The organism is Vescimonas coprocola (assembly GCF_018408575.1).
Taxonomy (GTDB): Bacteria; Bacillota; Clostridia; order Oscillospirales; family Oscillospiraceae; genus Vescimonas; species Vescimonas coprocola.
On the sequence record NZ_AP023418.1, the window covers coordinates 1,488,180 to 1,506,940 of the forward strand.

At 49.8% G+C, this 18,761-nt stretch carries 14 protein-coding genes; all 14 read right to left on the reverse strand.

Translation table 11 applies throughout. From position 1 onward, the window contains the following. Window position 1 precedes the first annotated feature (1 nt). Window positions 2-1,525, reverse strand: coding sequence for a DUF1538 domain-containing protein (locus KJS28_RS07305; protein ID WP_022177415.1), 1,524 nt, complete (start codon window positions 1,523-1,525; stop codon window positions 2-4). Between the two features lie 26 nt (window positions 1,526-1,551). Continuing rightward, window positions 1,552-2,025, reverse strand: a complete 474-nt coding sequence (locus tag KJS28_RS07310) for a DUF308 domain-containing protein (protein WP_022177414.1) — start codon at window positions 2,023-2,025, stop codon at window positions 1,552-1,554. Next, window positions 2,022-3,011, reverse strand: coding sequence for an alpha/beta hydrolase (locus KJS28_RS07315; protein ID WP_212819521.1), 990 nt, complete (start codon window positions 3,009-3,011; stop codon window positions 2,022-2,024). Before KJS28_RS07315 ends, KJS28_RS07310 begins: the two co-directional genes overlap by 4 nt. Before the next feature lie 75 nt (window positions 3,012-3,086). Then, window positions 3,087-4,469 carry a phospholipase D-like domain-containing protein gene (locus KJS28_RS07320; protein ID WP_022177412.1) on the reverse strand — a complete coding sequence of 461 codons (1,383 nt, stop codon included), beginning with the start codon at window positions 4,467-4,469 and terminating at the stop codon, window positions 3,087-3,089. A 183-nt stretch (window positions 4,470-4,652) separates the two neighbouring features. Further along, complete coding sequence (locus tag KJS28_RS07325; protein ID WP_212819523.1) at window positions 4,653-5,786, reverse strand: AI-2E family transporter; 1,134 nt, start codon at window positions 5,784-5,786, stop codon at window positions 4,653-4,655. Between the two features lie 2 nt (window positions 5,787-5,788). Then, a complete protein-coding gene (locus KJS28_RS07330; RefSeq protein ID WP_022177410.1) occupies window positions 5,789-6,493 on the reverse strand; it encodes a phosphatase PAP2 family protein in 705 nt (234 codons plus the stop codon). Between the two features lie 45 nt (window positions 6,494-6,538). Then, complete coding sequence (locus KJS28_RS07335) at window positions 6,539-7,054, reverse strand: glycosyl-4,4'-diaponeurosporenoate acyltransferase CrtO family protein (RefSeq protein ID WP_212819525.1); 516 nt, start codon at window positions 7,052-7,054, stop codon at window positions 6,539-6,541. Between the two features lie 48 nt (window positions 7,055-7,102). Then, complete coding sequence (locus KJS28_RS07340; RefSeq protein ID WP_212819527.1) at window positions 7,103-7,705, reverse strand: cytidylate kinase-like family protein; 603 nt, start codon at window positions 7,703-7,705, stop codon at window positions 7,103-7,105. Window positions 7,706-7,724: 19 nt separating this feature from the next. Beyond that, a complete protein-coding gene (locus KJS28_RS07345) occupies window positions 7,725-9,530 on the reverse strand; it encodes an ABC transporter ATP-binding protein (RefSeq protein ID WP_022177408.1) in 1,806 nt (601 codons plus the stop codon). Between the two features lie 15 nt (window positions 9,531-9,545). Further along, window positions 9,546-11,306, reverse strand: coding sequence for an ABC transporter ATP-binding protein (locus KJS28_RS07350; RefSeq protein ID WP_212819529.1), 1,761 nt, complete (start codon window positions 11,304-11,306; stop codon window positions 9,546-9,548). Between the two features lie 39 nt (window positions 11,307-11,345). Continuing rightward, on the reverse strand, window positions 11,346-12,008 hold the full coding sequence (locus KJS28_RS07355) for a beta/alpha barrel domain-containing protein (protein WP_212820633.1): 663 nt from the start codon (window positions 12,006-12,008) through the stop codon (window positions 11,346-11,348). A 24-nt stretch (window positions 12,009-12,032) separates the two neighbouring features. Further along, window positions 12,033-12,584 (reverse strand): HdeD family acid-resistance protein, encoded by a 552-nt coding sequence (locus KJS28_RS07360; protein WP_212819531.1) that lies wholly within the window; start codon window positions 12,582-12,584, stop codon window positions 12,033-12,035. Continuing rightward, window positions 12,581-14,410, reverse strand: a complete 1,830-nt coding sequence (gene ftsH, locus KJS28_RS07365) for an ATP-dependent zinc metalloprotease FtsH (RefSeq protein ID WP_212819533.1) — start codon at window positions 14,408-14,410, stop codon at window positions 12,581-12,583. The genes KJS28_RS07360 and ftsH overlap by 4 nt, the downstream gene beginning before the upstream one ends. A gap of 100 nt (window positions 14,411-14,510) precedes the next feature. Then, entirely contained in the window at window positions 14,511-18,752 is a 4,242-nt protein-coding gene (locus tag KJS28_RS07370) for a 2-hydroxyacyl-CoA dehydratase (RefSeq protein WP_213540420.1), read from the reverse strand. Between the last annotated feature and the right edge of the window lie 9 nt (window positions 18,753-18,761).

An 18,761-nucleotide genomic window follows, 5' to 3' on the forward strand; every position in this document is an offset into this window, starting at 1 on the left:
TTTACTCACCCTCCTCAAGGTCAACGATCGCATCGCAATCGTCGGCAATTTCAGCCGTTCCCGTCGATGTCCTCTTTTCAGTCTTCAGTTTATATACAAGACCCATAAGCTGAATGGCGATCAGCGGTGTCAAAGCAACCAGCGCAACCACGCCGAACGCATCAGTCATCAGATTTCCGCCAAGCGCCTCACAAACGCCGATGCTGAGAGGCAGCAGAAATGTCGAGGTCATCGGGCCGCTGGCGACGCCGCCGGAGTCAAATGCAATACCGATAAAAATATCCGGAACAAAACGGGACAGCACCAGAGCGATGAGGTATCCTGGGATCACAAACCATTGAATAGAGATCCCGGTAAGAACACGAAGCATTGCCAGCCCCACGCTCACGGCTACACCGATCGACATGCAGCGGTTCATCATTTTTACGGAGATAGCGCCGTTTGTAACAGTCTCTACCTGATGGTTCAGCACTTGGATGGCAGGTTCGGCCTTTACGATATAATAACCGATCAGCATACCGATGGGGATCAAAATCCAACGGAAGGACACCCCGGTCAGCTCTTTGCCGAGATAGGAGCCGAGCGGTGCAAAGCCGACATTGGCTCCGCAAAGGAACAGCACCAGACCGATGTATGTATACGCAAAGCCAACGGCAATGCGCTTGATCTGCCGCTTTTGGTAACGGCGGGTCATCATTTGGAAAATCAGAAACACCGCAATGATCGGCAGCAGCGATACAAGGACTTCTTTGGCATACAGCGGTAGACCTTGTGCAAACACACGGGCAACATCCTGGGTGGTGACGACAGTCGCCACATCGGTGAGCGTATACGCAGCCTCAGTCGGTTTGTAGAAACAACCGAGGATCAAAACGGCGAGAATCGGCCCGACACTGGAAAGCGCAACCAATCCGAAGCTGTCGCTGGCTGCATTTTTATCGCTCCGCACAGAGGCAAGCCCGACGCCCATTGCCATAATGAACGGTACGGTCATAGGACCGGTGGTAACGCCGCCCGAATCAAATGCCACAGCCAGAAACTCCTTCGGCACGAACAGCGATATAAGGATGAGCGCCGCATAGCAGATGATCAGCAGCAGGGGCAAGCTGATCTTATAGCGGATACGGACGATTGCCAGCGCAAGAAACAAGCCGACGCCGATTGCTACCGTCATAATCAGCACGGCATTGGGAACGGAGGGCACCTGACCGGCAAGGACCTGCAGATCCGGCTCGGATACGGTAATGATGACGCCCATAACAAAGCCGGTCAGCAAAACCGTTATAAGCTTTTTCATTTTCGAGATCTGCACGCCGACGCCTTCTCCGATCGGCGTCATCGCCATCTCTGCGCCGAGCTGGAAAAATCCCATTCCGACGATCAGCATGACCGCTCCGGTAAGGAACATAACAATGCTGCCAAGCTCCATCGGAACCAAGAAAATACTGAGCATCAGAACAATTCCGGTGATTGGAAGAACGGCGGAGAGTGACTCTTTGATTTTTTCTTTCAGTTTCAGATTCAATTTTGTGCTCTCCTTTTAACAGAGAGTTATTTTTTGCATTCCGCAAGCATCATAATGCCCTCAGCGATGAAAACAATACCGGTAAAGATGAACACCCAGGAGACGGTACCGCCTTGGTTCAGCAGGAGACAGATGCCGGCAGCAAGACCGATGACCGGCTTTGCATAGGTGCGAAGCTTTTGCACAGTACTCATGGAATAGCCATCTGTTTTCAAAGAGGAAACCAAATTCATCAGGCAATAGAGGATCATCAATGCCGCCACAATATAGAGCGTGATACTGACAAGCGTCCATCCGAGCAGCACGGTCACAAGGCCGGCGACAATTTTCACAGTGCCACTTTTACTGTCTTTTTTTGCGGCGTCCAGAATACCCATAACGATCAACGCTGCGCCGAGAACAGTAAATGCAATACTCAGCACGTCCCCTTTCAGCGCAATAAACAGGACACCCACAACGATTGCTGCGATTGCAGTAATCAGCTTATCATTGAATTTCATGCTTCGCACCTCGGTCTATCATATTTTGCCCAGAACGCCTTTACGGCATTTTCATACTTTTCCGGTTCCATAAAGTAGCTCATACCGTGATCGGCACCCGGAACAATCAGCAAATCCTTCGGTGCCGTACAGGCAGTGTAGTTCTCGTAGGTCATCTCTACCGGAACAAAATGGTCATCGGCGCCGTGGACAAGAATAACGGGAACATGGGTATGTTTAAGAGCTTCTACCGTCGAATGCTCCTTTGAGCCGACCTGTATTTTCCGACGACACATCCTGTCGGCAATCGCACTGCGTATGCCGAATCGAATGTGGAGGTTATCCTTAGCAATATGCTCCCATATCGCATTGGCCGATGTAAAACCGCAATCCGCCATGATCCCATGTACGTTGGGCGGCAGCTGCAGTCCGGCAGCCATCAGTACGGTGGTAGCCCCCATGGAAACACCGGCAAGGTAAACAGGAATATCGCTTCCGCAGCGTTCAATCTCCCAATTCAGCCAGTCCAGACAGTCAAAGCGTTCGGTAAGGCCGAAGCCCATATATTCGCCACTGCTGTTATTCTGCCCACGCTGCTCAACATAGAGCACGCTGCAGTTGTTTTTGTACCAGAAATCGGAGATCATCCCAAAATCCCGATGCCACGATGAACGCCATCCGTGGAAAGCAATAATCACTCTTTCCGGCTTTTCGCAGGGAAAATAATGTCCGACGAGCTTTTCTCCGTCATGAGCAATGATTTCAACCGTTTCATTCGGCTGTACGGCAAGGCTTTCAGAGGCACTCTCCATCCGGTTTGTGAACTCGTCGCTGCTTTTCTCTCCGGAGATACGCTTATCTGCTTTTTCCATCACCTTTGGCATTTCCCGATCAAGTGCTGTATCGATCAGGGCTTTTATTGTGACATATGCGTACAGCGATGCAACGGCAGCTGTTCCGGCTGCGATTCCTGCCGCTGTTACGATTTTCTTTGTATTCTTTTTCATACTACAACTTCCTTTCTGCTAAGGGATATCTTTAGTGCGCCGATTAAGACAGACGCACCTCCGGATTCGGATCATTCACAACAGATACCGGAAGAGGCCGGTGAGGAGTCGTAAAAGGAAATAACCGGCTTTCTTATAAAACGGCATTTCTCCTTGAAAATCCGGCCCTTCGTTCTCTGTTCCATCGGGCAGCACATGTCTGCTTTGCTCTGCCTTGACAGATGCGTTTTCCCGTAGGCATTGATTCAGCTCCGGGCAGTCGATCACCAGCATGAGCTCCGTGTCCAGATAGGTGCTTCTCAGGTCAAGATTATAGGAGCCGATCATACTGATGTGATCGTCCACCAAAATCGTTTTGGTATGCAGGGACTGCCCGCAGGACACTTCAAAGACCTCACTGCCGGTTGCAAGAATGTTTTTCTTCTCGTTCAGGTAGTCTGTGCAGCCAAAGGGGTTTGCTCCGCTTTCAATGGCATTGGTCATGATTTGGACCCGGCGACCGCCCTCACAGAAGCCTGCCAGTGTTTCATACATACCGTTATTGCAGATAATATAAGGAGTCTCAATCAAAATGCTTTCGCCGTTCTTCATGATGCCGCTCAATTGCTCCCAGAGTACAGGTGCTTTGTTTTCCGGCGAGGTTGGGTTGGAGAGAAGTGTGATACTTTTGGCTTCCAGCGTCTCTCTTTCCAAATCCACCGGCAAATAAGCCTCGGCATACGATCCCTGTAGTTCTGTATAATGCGTTCGGAGCGTTTCCTGTGCCTTTTGGAGGTTTCTCCGGTTGCCGGAGATTTCCTTGTTACAGGGCAAATCCCATATCTTCGCAAAATATGCTGTCAAGGCCTCGGTCGAGCTGTTCGTCCCATCAGAGCAGACCAAAACTTCTCTGTCAATGTTGCGGTCTTCCTTGTCCTTATATTCTCCGAGGAACAAATCGTTTGTGTTTCTTCCGCCTAATAGGTATTGCTTTCCATCCACGATCAGGTATTTGTCGTGCAGGCGGTAATTGATTTTCCAAGGAGTCATAAGATTGATGGGGTTATACAGCTTGATTTGTACATTCGTATTAGCCGCCAATGCACCGATCAGCCTGTTGCAGCGCAAATACATATCTCCGGAAATTCCGTCAACGAGTATTTTGATATTCACCCCACGCTCGGCAGCCTCATTCAAGGCCGCTATCATATCTTTCCCGCTGTTATCCACCCGAAAATCGAATGTTGACAGAATGATCTCGTTTTCGGCCCTGTCTATCAGTCGAAGACGCCAGATAAGCGCTTCACGGTTATCGTCAATACACAGAACCCGTTCTGTCACACCTGTACCGGCGAACTCGGCTCCTTCGAGCTCTATCGGTTCTTTTTGGAATATCGGCGGGACGATCAGGCTGATCAGTATGTAAAGCACAAACAGAATAGCCAAGGCCTTTATACCCTTAAAGATAACGTTTTTCATCAGCACCTTTCCTTTTATCCAGATTTGCAGAAATTATAATGTCCTTTTCTAAACTGAAACGAAACAAAAGGGAATTTGCTCAGGATCATAGTATTCCCGTTTGGATCTGAGAGAACGAGCATAATAAAAGAACGGCGCAGCCTTTTTTCGGCTGCGCCGTAACCATATCATTTGTTGAAGTGCTCAGTCAGATTTTTGGATGAGGTCGTTTTTCTTTAGCTTCCGCACAGCCAAACGGTGTTCAATATTCTCATGCAGTAATTGTGAGATCACCGCCATCAACGGGATAAAGAAGATGATACCTAAAACGCCAAACATCTTCCCGCCCAAAAGGACGGCGAGCAAGGTCCAAAACGGAGATAGCCCGACACTGCTTCCCACAACATGAGGGTAAATAAATTGGTTTTCAACGAACTGTGCCGCCTGATAGACGATCAGGCATAGGATCACCTTGTTTGGCTCAGCCAGCAAAGTCAGCAACATACCGATTGCACAGGACAAGAACGCTCCAATGTATGGTACAAAGGCAAAAGCTGCGGTCAAAACCGCCGTCAGCCCGGCATAAGGGATCCGGAATATAGAAAACGAAAGGAAAATCAGCGTACCAAGTATCAGCACCTCTACACATTGACCTGAAAGAAATTTGGCATAGGTATCGTGAGACAGCTTTGCGATATGGCAGACCTTATCTGCGACAGATTCTTTGCAATAAGCGTACAGCGCCCGTCTTGTTTGTTTGCCAAGTTCCTGCTTTCCAACCAGAACATAAAACATGATCACGAGCGAAACGGCTGCGTTGACAACAGTAGATATTGTAGAGCCGGCAACACTGACAACGGAGCCTATTACTACGCCTGCTCCGTTCATTGCCTTCTCGGCAATGGTTTTCCAATCCAACTTGTTGAGATATGCGCTGATCTCAGCGGTATCAAAGCCATAATTGCGCAGCACCGCTGCCCAGTCGGGCCACTTTTCTTTAATAAGAGAAATGATACTTTTTACGGAGGCTATGAGCTGAGGAATCGCAATGACACATAGTAGCACGATAATAGCGACTAAAAGCAACAATGTAATAATCAAACTTAAAACATTGATTGTGCGCTCGCTTGCTTTGGGCATAAGGCGAGAAAGACGCTTGCCGATCCCGCGCATCGGAACGCTCAGGATAAACGCCATGAGCAACCCTGCAAATACAGGGGTGAGCAATTCCGCACACACATGTAAAAAGTCCGAAATATAGTTCAAGTTGTTTAATGCTGTGAATAGAGCAACGCCGAAAGCAATCAAGCCAAGCTGTTGCTTAAATTTTTTATCCATATCTATTTCTCCACTGCAGAGGTCTGAGCTGATGCTTCTTTCTTTCCGTAACCCAGCCACCAGCCCAAAGCGCACACAGGCAATGCAGCTATGACATCCACAGCAGAATGTTGTTTCATAAAAACAGTCGAAAGGCTGATGCATACTGCGATGATGCCGAACACGATCTTCCATGCAACATTTTGAAAGCGTTTGCAATCCCACAGGGCAAACATAGCGGCAAACGAGCCGATAACATGGAGAGAAGGACAGACATTCGTGTTGGTGTCAAATGAATAAAACCCCGTTATAAAATCAGTAAGTATATTGGGTTCATCGAAATGCTCCGGTCGTAATTCCTGGCAGGTCGGAAATACGATGTAAATAAGCAATGTGATGCCGTATGTAACGATAACAAAGTGCATCATTCTTCGGAAGGCTCTTGTGTCAAAGAAAAAGGTATAGATAAGTGCTCCGATGAGAAAAACAAACCACAGAAGATACGGGATCAGCGCCCATTCCCAGAATGGGATCAAGTCGTCCAGCGCACAGTGTACAACGTAATAATGTCTTTCCGGCTGAAACCGTTCAAGAAACATAAACATCAATCCGAAAAACGGCCAAAACAGCAGCAACTTAACATGTGAAAACTCCGGCGTATTCATTTTTTTGAAACGAAACTGGCGGTAGTCCACCTCCGGTTTGATTTTTTTCGTGCTTCTTTGCATAACATTCCATCCATTCGTAACGTGCGGCAAAAGCGAGATAAGGGTTTACGGTGCTATCGTCGTTAGTAGCTGCTCCTCATATCGTGGTAAGTTCCGAATTTGCATATTGCGCTGTTGCTTTAAGAGTAATTTTTGTAAGCGAGGCCGGTTGAAACGCTGTACCACAATAAATGGCAAATTGCCGAGCAAAATGTAAACGGCCGTCATGCAAATACCTCCTATACCAGGCCAGAACCATAGCATTGCAAGCCCTGCAATCGATAAGATACCGTGTGTCCACTCTGCAACACAGGTTTCTTGGATCATTCTGGGCAAATCGGAAAGCGTTTGTCGCTTTAGCTTTTTTGCCGGCATGATATTTGTAAAAATACGGCTCATATCCGGCACCTTTGCCTGCCACTGCTTCACACGCAGCGCTTTCCATATTGCTTGTTCATATGAATAGCACCGCCACGGGAAATGATCCGCTTTGAACCAAGACTTTGGTACTAACCGTCCGACTACAAAAAACACAACACCCAAGGCCGCTATGTAAAGCAAGCAACGCAAAAAATGTTTCATAAGTTTGATACCTCTTTGATTTGCATAGCGGCCGTTGGAAATGCTGAATTACTTCTGTGGCTGGCCGCTTATCGCAGCAAGAAGCATTTGGGCACATGCCTCCGTGGACACGCCGGATGTATTCAGCAGAATATCGTAATTGCTCTTATCTGCCCACTCCTTCTGTGTCCAGAAGTGGAAATAGTTTTTCCGATCCCTATCCTTTTTCTGCATCAGATATTTTGCGTCAGTCTCCGAAACATTTTCCGTTCGGATAATGCGTTCCACCCTTTTCTCGGTATCGGATGAATAAATAAATGATTTCAGAACACGAGGGCTTTCCCCGAGGATCACCGTGGAGCATCTGCCAATAAAAACAGCAGGGCCTTTCAGCTCGATGTTTACCATTGTCCGACGAATTCCCTCGAACAGCTCATAGACTGTGTTCTTCCGGTTACGTGCGTAGTCCGAAAAAGCAGCAATGTCATACAGAAAGCTACCTGTACGCTGCTCGTCGTAGGTTTTCAGCAGTTCGATAGATACACCCTGGGCTTCAGCGGCTTTGATCAGCAACTCACCGTCATAGTAAGGTATTCCTGCCAATTCGGCAACACGCATACCGATCTCACGGCCGCCGCTTCCGAATTCTCTTTCGATTGCCAAGGATTTCATGGTTGTCTCTCCCTTCTGATTAAGATGCTTTGTCAAACTGGCTGTTGTATAGGTCAGCATAGAAACCGCCCTGTGCCAGCAGTTCCTCATGCGTGCCCTGTTCGATGATGTCGCCTTCCTTCATCACAAGGATCAGGTCAGCGTTTTTAATGGTAGAAAGCCGATGAGCGATCACGAAGCTGGTTCTGTGCTCTGTCAGCGTATCCATAGCCTTCTGCGTCATCAGCTCCGTCCGTGTATCGACCGAGCTGGTCGCTTCGTCCAGGATCATCATTGGGCTGTTTTTGATCATGGCACGAGCAATGGTAAAGAGCTGCTTTTGCCCTGCGGAAATGACCACATTTTCTCCAAGCACGGTATCAAAGCCATTCGGAAGCGTCTCGATAAAGTGATAGATCCCACACGCACGGCAGGCCTTTTCAAGTTCTTCGTCCGTAACCCCTGTTTTGTTGTAAACGAGATTTTCACGCACGGTTCCGTCAAACAGCCAGGTGTCCTGCAGCACCATGCCAAACAGCTCGTGGATGTTTTCTCGTGTCAAATCGGAGGTAGAAATACCGTCAATGCGGATATCGCCGCCGACCAGATCAAAGAACCGCATCAAAAGGTTGACCATTGTTGTCTTACCGGCACCTGTAGGACCGACGATAGCGACTTTCTGCCCCGGCTTGATGTGAGCAGAAAAATCTTTGATAATGATTTTGTCCGGATTATCCGGATAGCTGAAGCGAACATGGTCGAATTCGACCTCGCCATGCACCTCGGTCAATTTCTCGGTCTTATAGCTTTCATCCGAAAGTTCTTCCTCCTGCAGGAAGTCGAATATCCGATCTCCGGCGGCAGCTGCCGTCTGCATCTGCGTCATACCCTGTGCCAGTGTGCTGAGCGGGGAGGTAAACAAGCGGACAAACATGATAAATGCCGTGATTACGCCAAAGGTGATCTGCCCATCCATAACCAAAGCCGCACCGATCACACAGACCGCTACATAACCGAGATTGCCGATCACATTCATCAGCGGCTGCATAACGCCGGATAGAAACTGACTTTTCCGGTTTGCATCGTAAACCGCACGGTTCATCCCGGCAAAGTTCTTTTTGATCTCGTTGTTGGCACGGGAAATGCGTACAACATCATGGCCGGAGTACATTTCCTCCACATAGCCGTTGAGCTTACCGAGACTCTGCTGACGGGCGACGAAGTATTTTTGAGAACGGGACATGATTACCGCCATTACAACGAATCCAATCAGCGTAATGGCGATCGCTGCAAGCGCCATTCGCCACTCCGTCACAAGCATCATAATCAGGCAGCCTACGAATTGGGCAACTGCACTGATCATCGACGGAAGGCTGTTGGAAAGTGCCTGCTGAAGCGTGCTGACATCATTTGTCACACGGCTCAGAATATCGCCGTGCGAGATTTTCCCAAAGCACTTCATAGGGACCTTATTGATTTTATCGGAAAGATCCCGCCGCATTTTCTTGGACAGATCCAGCGTAACGGTAGCCATGATATATTGCTCAATATATCCGCACACTTCACCGATCAGATAGATCGCCAGCAGGACGCCTCCCACCTTTGCAACGGCAGAAAGGTCAATGCCGGTCATCAGTCCGTCTGAGATCAGATCCGTGATACGACTAAGCTGGTTTGGCCCGATGATCGTCAAGACAGCGCCGATCATGGAAAACACAAACGCAATGATCATTGGCAGCCGCAATTTTGAAGAATAGGTAAACAGTTCTTTCAGAACGCCCTTTATTCCTCGTTTACTTTTTTCGGGCACGCCTGTTCGGCGCCCCATCATTTGATTTCCGTTCATTTACAGAGCACCTCCTTATGCGCCCAGTTCTTCGGCGGACAACTGCGACATGGCAATTTCTCGATAGACAGCACAATTCTTTATCAGTTCCTCATGCGTACCGATCCCAACGGCCTTGCCTTCATCCAGAACGACGATCTTATCGGCGTTGCGGATCGTACCGATTCTCTGGGCAACGATCATGCAGGTAACGCCGCCGAGCTTTTCGGCAAGACCTTTTCGCAGCGCTGCATCGGTTTTGTAGTCCAATGCGGAGAAGGAGTCATCGAAAATCAAAATCTCGGGATTTCTCGCCAACGCACGGGCGATTGCCAAACGCTGCTTCTGTCCGCCGGAAACATTGGATCCGCCCTGTGAAATCGGTGCATCTAATTTGCCGGGCAGTTTTTCGACAAATTCACTTGCCTGGGCAAGTTCCAAGGCTTTCTGTGCGTTTTCGTCGGTAGGAACTGCGGCGCTTTCACCGAACAGCACATTATCCCGGATGTCACCGGCAAACAGAACCGCTTTCTGCGTTACATATCCGATACGGTCGTAAAGGGCGTCGAAGGTGTATTCTTTTATATCCTTTCCGTCGATCAGGACCGTGCCGGAGGTCGTGTCGTAAAAGCGAGCTGCCAGGCTGATGAGCGTTGTTTTACCGCTGCCGGTCGCACCGATAAATGCAATGGTTTCACCTTTATTCACCTTAAAGCTGATGTTTTCCAATACATCCTTATCCGAGGTGGGATAGTGGAAGGAAACATCCTTGAACTCGACTGTGCCCACTTCGGGAGCGTTGTCCGATTTTCCTTCCCGTAAGGTGATTTTTGCATTCAGCACCTCATTGATACGCCCGGCAGAAACCTGGGCCGAAGGGAAGAACATTACAATCATGACCATCATCATAATGGACATGATGACATAGGTTGCATAGGTGCCGAATACCATAATGTCACCGAATGTTGCGATCCTCGCTGCGACATCTGTAAGTGCGACCTTTTCCACGATAGATGCGCCTACCCAATAGACGGTCAATGCCAAAGTATTCATAGCGAACGAGACAGCCGGCATAAGCATCGCAAATCCGTGCTGATTGAACAGCTGCGTTCTCATCAATTCGTCGTTGGCCTGCTCAAATTTTTCCGCTTGATATTTCTCGGCATTATAAGCGTGCACCACATTGATGCCCGTCAGATTTTCACGGGATACACGGTTGATGTTATCCGTCAATTTCTGCACACGGCGGACACGCGGCACGATCACCGCAATGACGATTGCCATCATGGCAAGCAGCGCCACGACAAAGCCGGCGGTGATAACAGACAGCGTCCAGCTTTTGTTGATGATCTTTATGACCGCCCAAATCGCCATGATCGGAGATTTGATCATAATTTGCAGGCCCATTGCCACAAGCATCTGGATCTGCGTGATGTCATTCGTCGTGCGGTTGATCAGGCTCGGAACAGAAAACTGCTGCATTTCATACTGACCGAAATCCGCCACCTGATTAAACACCTTTTCACGGATTGTATAGCTGAAGCCTGCGGCAGTCTGCGCTGCCAAGTATCCGCAAATTACCGCAAGCAGAGCGCTTGCGAGCGTGCAGCCGAGCATTTCAAGCCCTGTTTGCCAGATGTCACTCATTGCGCTGCCAGGGGTCTTGATAAGTACTGTCAGGTCGCTCATATAGTCCGGCAGGCGCAGATCAAAATAGATCTGACCCAATACCAGAATGGCGCAAAGCCCGGCAGTCAGCCACTCCTTGCGTTTCATTTTCTTTAATAGCTCAAACATATTGGTTTGCTCCCATAATCTTTGTTGTTTATAATACCGTTAAGTTCGATACTTTGCCATCAGTTCCTTAAACAATTCCTGCGTCGAGGGCGGCGTATAGGTAATAGCGTTGGCCCCGGCCACGATTGTCTCATAGATGCTTTCGTTGGTTTTCCCACCGGATGCAACCAGCGGAACATTCGGAAACTCCGAGCGGATTTTTCGTACAACATTCGGAGTCTCTTTTCCGCAGGCGATATTTAAGATCGCAGCGCCATGCTGCAAACGGCTGGCAATGTCCGTGCCCTCATGCGTCACCGTGATAATCACCGGAATATCTACGGCGTTGCTTACAGCCAGAAGATTCAGATCGGAAATCGGTGCATTCAGCACAACTCCCATAGCACCTTGCGACTCCACGTCCTTCGCCAAGGATACCGTCCTTATTCCCTTGGTCGTCCCGCCACCAACGCCGCAGAACACCGGGATATAAGAGGAGCGAATGATTGCATCGCTGATCGCTTGCTGCGGAGTAAAGGGATAGACCGCAAACACGGCATCGGCGTCACAATTCCGAATAATTGCAAGATCGGTGGTAAAGACAAAGCTTTTGATCCTGCGTCCGTTGATGATAATTCCGCTGGCTTGGAAAACCGCCTCCGGGATCTTCAGAATATGCTGCCGCAAACGGCTGCCGATCTGAGGGATCTGCTCCTTTTTCATTTCTTCCATACTGCATCTCCTGTATTACCAGTCGGAGTTTCTGCGGGCAAAAGCCGCAATAATGCTTTCGATGCCGAACAGGATCAGATAGATTGCCACCATATAGCAGATCGCTCTGAGCGTTACAAAGGAAAGCGCCGGACTAAAGATCATCACAAATCCGAGCACAAGCCCGAGAATGTTCAGAATCAGTGAGAAATAGTAATAAAACGGATTTCCAATCAAACGAATCAGGTTTGTCCTTGTCAGCTCGGATATGCAGTGGGCGATAAACCAAATCGGGAGAAGAATCGTCAGTGCCCATTTCCCGACATTGGGATTGGCGATCAGCATCACGCCGCACATAACGCTTAAAATCCCAGAGATCAACGACAGCATCGGACCGAAGCTGATAAAGCGGGAAAGCCGGGCATATACCACGAGATCTTCAATGCCCATCACAATGGCGATCACGCCGTAAATAACGACCGCTCCCGTCAGCATGCTTTCCGGGCGGATAAAGGCAAAGATGCCAAGCAGGATCAGGAGCACGCCGACGATCAATTCGCTCCATCCAAAGCCGTTTTTTCTTTTCATACCGCATTCCCATCCTTTCTGTTCAAAATCGTCATGAATTCGCTGCCCGTAATGGTCTCTTTCTCGTAAAGATAGCTTGCAAGTTCATCCAACTTCTTGCGATTGTCTGCCAGCAGACGGCGAGCCTTTTCATGCTGCTTTTTGACAGTCTCCACGACCTTCTGATCGATTTCTTTTTGTGTATCCGCCGAGCAGGCAAGCGAGGTATCGCCGCCGAGGTACTGGTTGCTGACCGTCTCCATCGCAACCATATCGAATTCATCGGTCATACCGTAGCGGGTAATCATCGCACGGGCAAGTTTGGTTGCTTGCTCGATGTCATTAGAGGCACCGGTTGTAATCTGCCCGAATACGATCTCCTCCGCCGCACGGCCACCGGTCAGCGTGGCAATTTTGTTTTCCAGTTCTTCCTTGGTCATCAGAACCTTATCGTTCTGCTCGACCTGCATGGTGTAGCCCAGTGCGCCGGAGGTTCTGGGGATGATCGTGATCTTCTGCACCGGTGCGGAAGCCGTCTGCAAAGCAGCGACCAGCGCATGGCCAATCTCATGGTAGGCGACGACCTTCTTTTCATCATCGGTCATGATGGCGTTTTTCTTCTGATAGCCGGCGATGACGACCTCAATGCTTTCCTCCAGGTCTGCCTGCTCTACGACTGTGCGCCCACTGCGCACCGCACGGAGGGCAGCTTCGTTGATGATGTTCGCAAGCTCTGCGCCGGAGGTTCCGGAGGCCATACGGGCGATGGTATGGAAGTCCACATTGTCCGCCGTTTTGATCTTCTTCGCATGGACCTTGAGGATGGCTTCACGACCTGCGAGGTCAGGCAGCTCCACGGGAACACGGCGGTCAAAGCGGCCGGGGCGGGTCAGCGCCGGGTCAAGGGACTCCGGGCGGTTGGTCGCCGCCAGTATGATGACGCCGTTGTTGCCTTCAAAGCCGTCCATCTCGGTCAGAAGCTGGTTAAGCGTCTGTTCACGCTCATCGTTGCCGCCTATCTGACCATCGCGCTTTTTACCGATGGCATCGATCTCATCGATAAAGACGATACAGGGCGCTTTTTCCTTGGCCTGCTTGAACAGGTCACGCACTTTTGATGCACCCATACCGACGAACATCTCCACAAATTCCGAGCCGGACATGGAGAAAAACGGAACACCGGCTTCGCCTGCAACAGCCTTAGCCAGCATCGTTTTGCCGGTACCCGGAGGGCCTACAAGCAATACGCCCTTGGGCATAGATGCGCCGACATCGGAATACTTCTTGGGATTATGTAGGTAATCGACGATTTCGGCAAGATTTTCCTTTGCTTCATCCTCACCAGCGACATCGGCAAAACGGATGCCGTCCGTGGACGGAACGTAGACCTTGGCATTGCTTTTTCCCATACCGAACGCCATCGCATTTGGGCCGCCTGCCTGGGACATCATTTTCTTCGCCATATACTGTCCGAGGGCAGCAAAGATCAGGATCGGCAGAATAAATGTCAGGAAAAAGCTGAGCAGCGGAGACATGCCTTTTTCAATATTCCGTGTGAATTTAGCTCCCGATGCATACAGCCGCTCGGTCAGGGTGGGGTCGTTCATTTCGCCAGTCTTGTAGATCTGGGTATTGTCCTTGTCTGTGAATACGATCTCGGAATCGGCAACCTCTACGCTGCCGATATCTTTATCCTCGATCATCTTCATAAAGGTACCGTAATCAACCTCTTTCACTCTGGCATTTGCAAGCAACGGAGAGATGACCATGTTGAAAACCAGAATGACCAACAAAACAATGCCGTAATAATAGATCAGGGGTTTTCTCGGTGACTTAACTTCTTTCATACTTACCCGACTCCTTTTCGTTCATTGTGGTGAGTATACTGTCCATTTCTAAACTGAAACGAAACAAACCGGAGAAAAAACTCCGTTTTGCTTCATTTCGTCAGCCATCGAGACCTATGTTTTTCTTTGCTGTGGACAGCATAAGCTTGATGCGGTTCAGCTGATTGACCTCGCTGGCACCGGGGTCATAATCCACCGCAGCAATATTGCTTTGCGGGTATGCTTTTTTCAGCGCTTTGATCACGCCCTTGCCTACAACATGGTTTGGAAGACACGCAAACGGCTGAATACAAACTACATTCGGCGTGCCATGTGTGATCAGTTCGATCATTTCTCCGGCTAAGAACCACCCCTCACCGTATTGATTGCCCAAAGACAAAAAGGGTTTTGTCATTTCAGCAATCCGGTAAACAGACAATGGGGCCTCAAACCGTTTGCTTTCGTTCAGCGCATCAGTTGCCGGTTTGCGCAGAGCGGCAATCAGCCTTATTGCCGCCTTGGATACGATGACCGAAGATTTTTTGGTGCCGAGGTATTCCGCCTTGTATTGGGAGCCGAAAACACAGTAATTGAAGAAGTCCAGCAGATCCGGAACAACAACCTCGGCACCTTCCCGTTCCAGCAGTTCCACCAAGTGGTTGTTTGCCAGCGGCATATACTTCACAAGGATCTCACCGACAATGCCGACCCTCGGCTTACGGATCGTTTCATCGATGGTGAAGCTGTCAAACGCATTGACGATTCCACGGCATACTTCCTTATAGGTGTACTGCGTTTTTGAATTTATGAGTGAGTCGATGCAAATATCCTGCCACTTTTTATGGAGCGCATCGGCAGAACCGGGTATGACCTCATACGGTCGCACACGGTACAGGCAGCGCATAAAAAGATCTCCGTAGACGATCGTTTTTGCGGCATCCGTGACTAAACCGGCGGACAGGCTGAAACCCTCATTTTTCTCCATCCCGTTGGCGTTCAGGGAAATGACCGGAATATGGGAGTATCCGGCCTTATCCAAGGCGCGGCGAATGAAGGATACATAGTTGCTGGCACGACAGCATCCGCCGGTCTGTGTCATAACGATTGCCAAACGGTCGGTATCATATTTGCCGGAAAGTACGGCATCCATAAATTGTCCGACCACCGTAATAGAAGGATAGCAGGCATCGTTATTGACATATTTGAGTCCCATATTCACAGCACTGCGATTGTCATTGTCCAGAACAACCAGGTTATATCCGTGCTTGCGGAACACGGGCTCCAAAATATCAAAATGGATCGGACTCATTTGCGGCGCAAGAATGGTATACCCCTTTTCCCGCATTTCTTTGGTGAACTCTGTTCGGTGATACGCCACAGGCTTTGCCGTCGCCCTGCTTTGATCCTGCTTTCGCATAGCCATAGCAGAGAGCAAGCTGCGGATTCGGATACGGACAGCGCCGAGATTGGCGACCTCGTCGATCTTCAAAAGCGTATACAGCTTGCCGGAAGCCTCCAGAATCTCGCTTACCTGATCTGTCGTTACGGCATCAAGTCCGCATCCGAAAGAATTGAGCTGAATCATCTCCAATTTATCATGTTGGCAGACAAATTCCGCTGCATTGTACAGCCGGGAATGATATACCCACTGATCCACAACACGCAAGGGCCGGGACGGCTCAAAATCGATGGGAAGACTATCCTCAGTAAAAACCGTCAGACCGTAGGAGGCAATCAGTTCCGGGATCCCGTGGTTGATTTCGGGGTCGATATGATACGGCCGCCCCGCCAGCACGATTCCGCACTCGCCGTTATGCTTCATCTGATTGAGCAGGCGCTTGCCTTCCGTACGAATATCTGCCTTGACCCGCTGCTGTTCTGCCCATGCCGCTTTTACTGCCGCATGCACCTCCGGTGCGGGAATATTCCATTCCTCACGGCAGAGCTTTACCATGCGGTCAGCAACCGTCTTTTCATCGGTAAACGCCATAAATGGGCGTATGTAGCGCACGGCTCCATTGGTAACGGCTTCCACATTGTTTTTGATGTTTTCAGGATATGAAACAACAATGGGGCAATTAAAATGGTTCTGTGCTCCCAGCGTTTCCTGGTGTTCGTAGAATACGCAGGGGTGAAAGATCGTTTTGATGCCTTGGTTGATGAGCCACTGTACATGGCCGTGCGCCAGCTTTGCGGGGTAACATTCCGATTCGGATGGGATTGACTCCATCCCAAGCTCGTAGATCTTTCGGCTTGAAAAGGGGGATAAGATGACCCGGAAATGCAGCTGTTTGAAAAAGGTTGCCCAAAACGGGTAGTTTTCATATAGGTTCAGCACCCGGGGAATACCGATCGTCCCCCGTGCGGCAGCTGACTCTGCAAGCGGCTCATAGCCAAATATGCATCGGCGCTTGAATTCAACCATATTGGGTGCAGCTTTTTTCCGCTCGGCATTGCCGACCATCTTTTCACAGCGATTTCCTGTGATGTGGCGGCGCTCTCCGTCAAAAACATTTACCGTCAGCATACAATGGTTGGCACAGCCGCCGCAGCGTCTTGTGAAAGAGGAATAGGTCAGCGCCTCGATCTGCTCCAGTGAAAGCATCTTAGTCGGTGTCGGTGCTCCGGTGTAATTGCGTCTGGCGATCAATGCGGCACCGAAAGCACCCATCACGCCGGAAATATCCGGGCAAATCACTCCTGCACCGGCAATTTCTTCAAACGCCCGCAAGACAGCCTTGTTATGAAAAGTACCGCCCTGCACGACGATATGGCTGCCAAGCTCCTCCGCCGAGGACAGCTTGATGACCTTATACAAAGCGTTTTTGATCACGGAATAGGCAAGGCCGGCGGAAATATCCGAAACCGAGGCACCTTCTTTTTGTGCCTGCTTGACATTGGAATTCATGAAAACCGTGCACCGGGTACCGAGGTCAACCGGGTGTTCGGCAAATAGTGCGGTTTGTGCGAACTCTTCTGCAGTATATCCTAAAGAGTTTGCAAAGTTTTCAATAAAGGAACCGCAGCCAGAGGAGCAGGCTTCGTTAAGCATGATACTGTCCACAGCACCGTTTTTCAGACGGATACATTTCATATCCTGACCGCCAATGTCCAGCACACAGTCCACTTTTGGATCGAAGAAAGAAGCGGCCGTACAGTGAGCAATCGTTTCCACTTCTCCGTCATCCAGAGAAAAGGCAGCCTGCAGCAGTGCCTCTCCGTAGCCGGTAGAGCACGCCCGGACGATTTTTGCATTCCCCGGCATTAGCGTTTGCAGTTCGTGGATACCCTTTTTTGCCGCCTCGATTGGGTTGCCGTTGTTGTTCGTGTAGTAAGAATACAGCAGTTCACCGTTTTCCCCGATCAGCGCCATCTTGGTTGTCGTAGAACCAGCGTCGATTCCCAGATAGCAGTTCCCTCGATAGGCGGAAAGCTCACCACGGGCAACGGAAGCCCGAGCGTGTCTGCAGCAGAACTGCTCATATTCTGCGTGACTTTCAAATAGAGCCGGAAGCCGGGGCATTTCAAAAGAGATCGAGACGCCGTTTTTCAGACGCTCGATCAGGGTGTCGATTGGGACAGTGTCTTTTTCCGTGCTTTCCATTGCAGCGCCCATGGCGGCAAACAGATGGGAGTGATCCGGATCAACAGTCGTTTCCGCTGTCAAACCAAGAGTCCGTACAAATGCCTTTTTCAGTTCCGGCAGAAAATGCAGCGGACCTCCGAGAAATGCCACGCATCCCCGGATCGGCTTTCCGCAGGCAAGACCGGAGATCGTCTGGTTCACGACTGCCTGAAAAATAGATGCTGCAAGGTCCGCTTTGGTTGCCCCTTCATTGATCAAGGGCTGAATATCTGTTTTCGCAAATACGCCGCAGCGTGCTGCGATCGGGTAGATCTGCTTGTACTGCTCAGCCTCTCTATTCAGTCCGGCGGCATCCGTTTGCAGCAGCGATGCCATTTGATCGATGAAAGAGCCGGTTCCGCCGGCGCAGACACCGTTCATTCGCTCCTCTAATCCGCCGGTAAAGTATATGATCTTAGCATCCTCGCCGCCAAGTTCAATCGCCACATCCGTCTGCGGCGCACATTTTTTCAGGGCTGTAGCGACGGCAACGACCTCCTGGACAAAGGAAATATCCAACGCTTTCCCCAGATTGATCGCACCGGAGCCGGTAATGCAAACCTGCAGTTCACATTCCCCAACAGATTTCTTGGCTTCTTCCAACAAAGTGGATAGGGTTTCCTGCGTGTGGGCCTGATGCCGTCTGTATTCTCCGTAAAGGATCTCATCGGCGTCATCAAGTACCACAAGCTTTACGGTCGTGGAGCCGATGTCGATCCCGGCACGGTATTTTTTCATAGATGATTC

What these genes read in the sequence shown, in the direction of transcription:
- KJS28_RS07310 (WP_022177414.1), bottom strand. Translation starts at nt 2,025, where the DNA reads ATGAAATTCAATGATAAGCTGATTACTGCAATCGCAGCAATCGTTGTG.
- KJS28_RS07315 (WP_212819521.1), bottom strand. Translation starts at nt 3,011, where the DNA reads ATGAAAAAGAATACAAAGAAAATCGTAACAGCGGCAGGAATCGCAGCC.
- KJS28_RS07320 (WP_022177412.1), bottom strand. Translation starts at nt 4,469, where the DNA reads ATGAAAAACGTTATCTTTAAGGGTATAAAGGCCTTGGCTATTCTGTTT.
- KJS28_RS07325 (WP_212819523.1), bottom strand. Translation starts at nt 5,786, where the DNA reads ATGGATAAAAAATTTAAGCAACAGCTTGGCTTGATTGCTTTCGGCGTT.
- KJS28_RS07330 (WP_022177410.1), bottom strand. Translation starts at nt 6,493, where the DNA reads ATGCAAAGAAGCACGAAAAAAATCAAACCGGAGGTGGACTACCGCCAG.
- KJS28_RS07335 (WP_212819525.1), bottom strand. Translation starts at nt 7,054, where the DNA reads ATGAAACATTTTTTGCGTTGCTTGCTTTACATAGCGGCCTTGGGTGTT.
- KJS28_RS07340 (WP_212819527.1), bottom strand. Translation starts at nt 7,705, where the DNA reads ATGAAATCCTTGGCAATCGAAAGAGAATTCGGAAGCGGCGGCCGTGAG.
- KJS28_RS07345 (WP_022177408.1), bottom strand. Translation starts at nt 9,530, where the DNA reads ATGAACGGAAATCAAATGATGGGGCGCCGAACAGGCGTGCCCGAAAAA.
- KJS28_RS07350 (WP_212819529.1), bottom strand. Translation starts at nt 11,306, where the DNA reads ATGTTTGAGCTATTAAAGAAAATGAAACGCAAGGAGTGGCTGACTGCC.
- KJS28_RS07355 (WP_212820633.1), bottom strand. Translation starts at nt 12,008, where the DNA reads ATGAAAAAGGAGCAGATCCCTCAGATCGGCAGCCGTTTGCGGCAGCAT.
- KJS28_RS07360 (WP_212819531.1), bottom strand. Translation starts at nt 12,584, where the DNA reads ATGAAAAGAAAAAACGGCTTTGGATGGAGCGAATTGATCGTCGGCGTG.
- ftsH (WP_212819533.1), bottom strand. Translation starts at nt 14,410, where the DNA reads ATGAAAGAAGTTAAGTCACCGAGAAAACCCCTGATCTATTATTACGGC.
- KJS28_RS07370 (WP_213540420.1), bottom strand. Translation starts at nt 18,752, where the DNA reads ATGAAAAAATACCGTGCCGGGATCGACATCGGCTCCACGACCGTAAAG.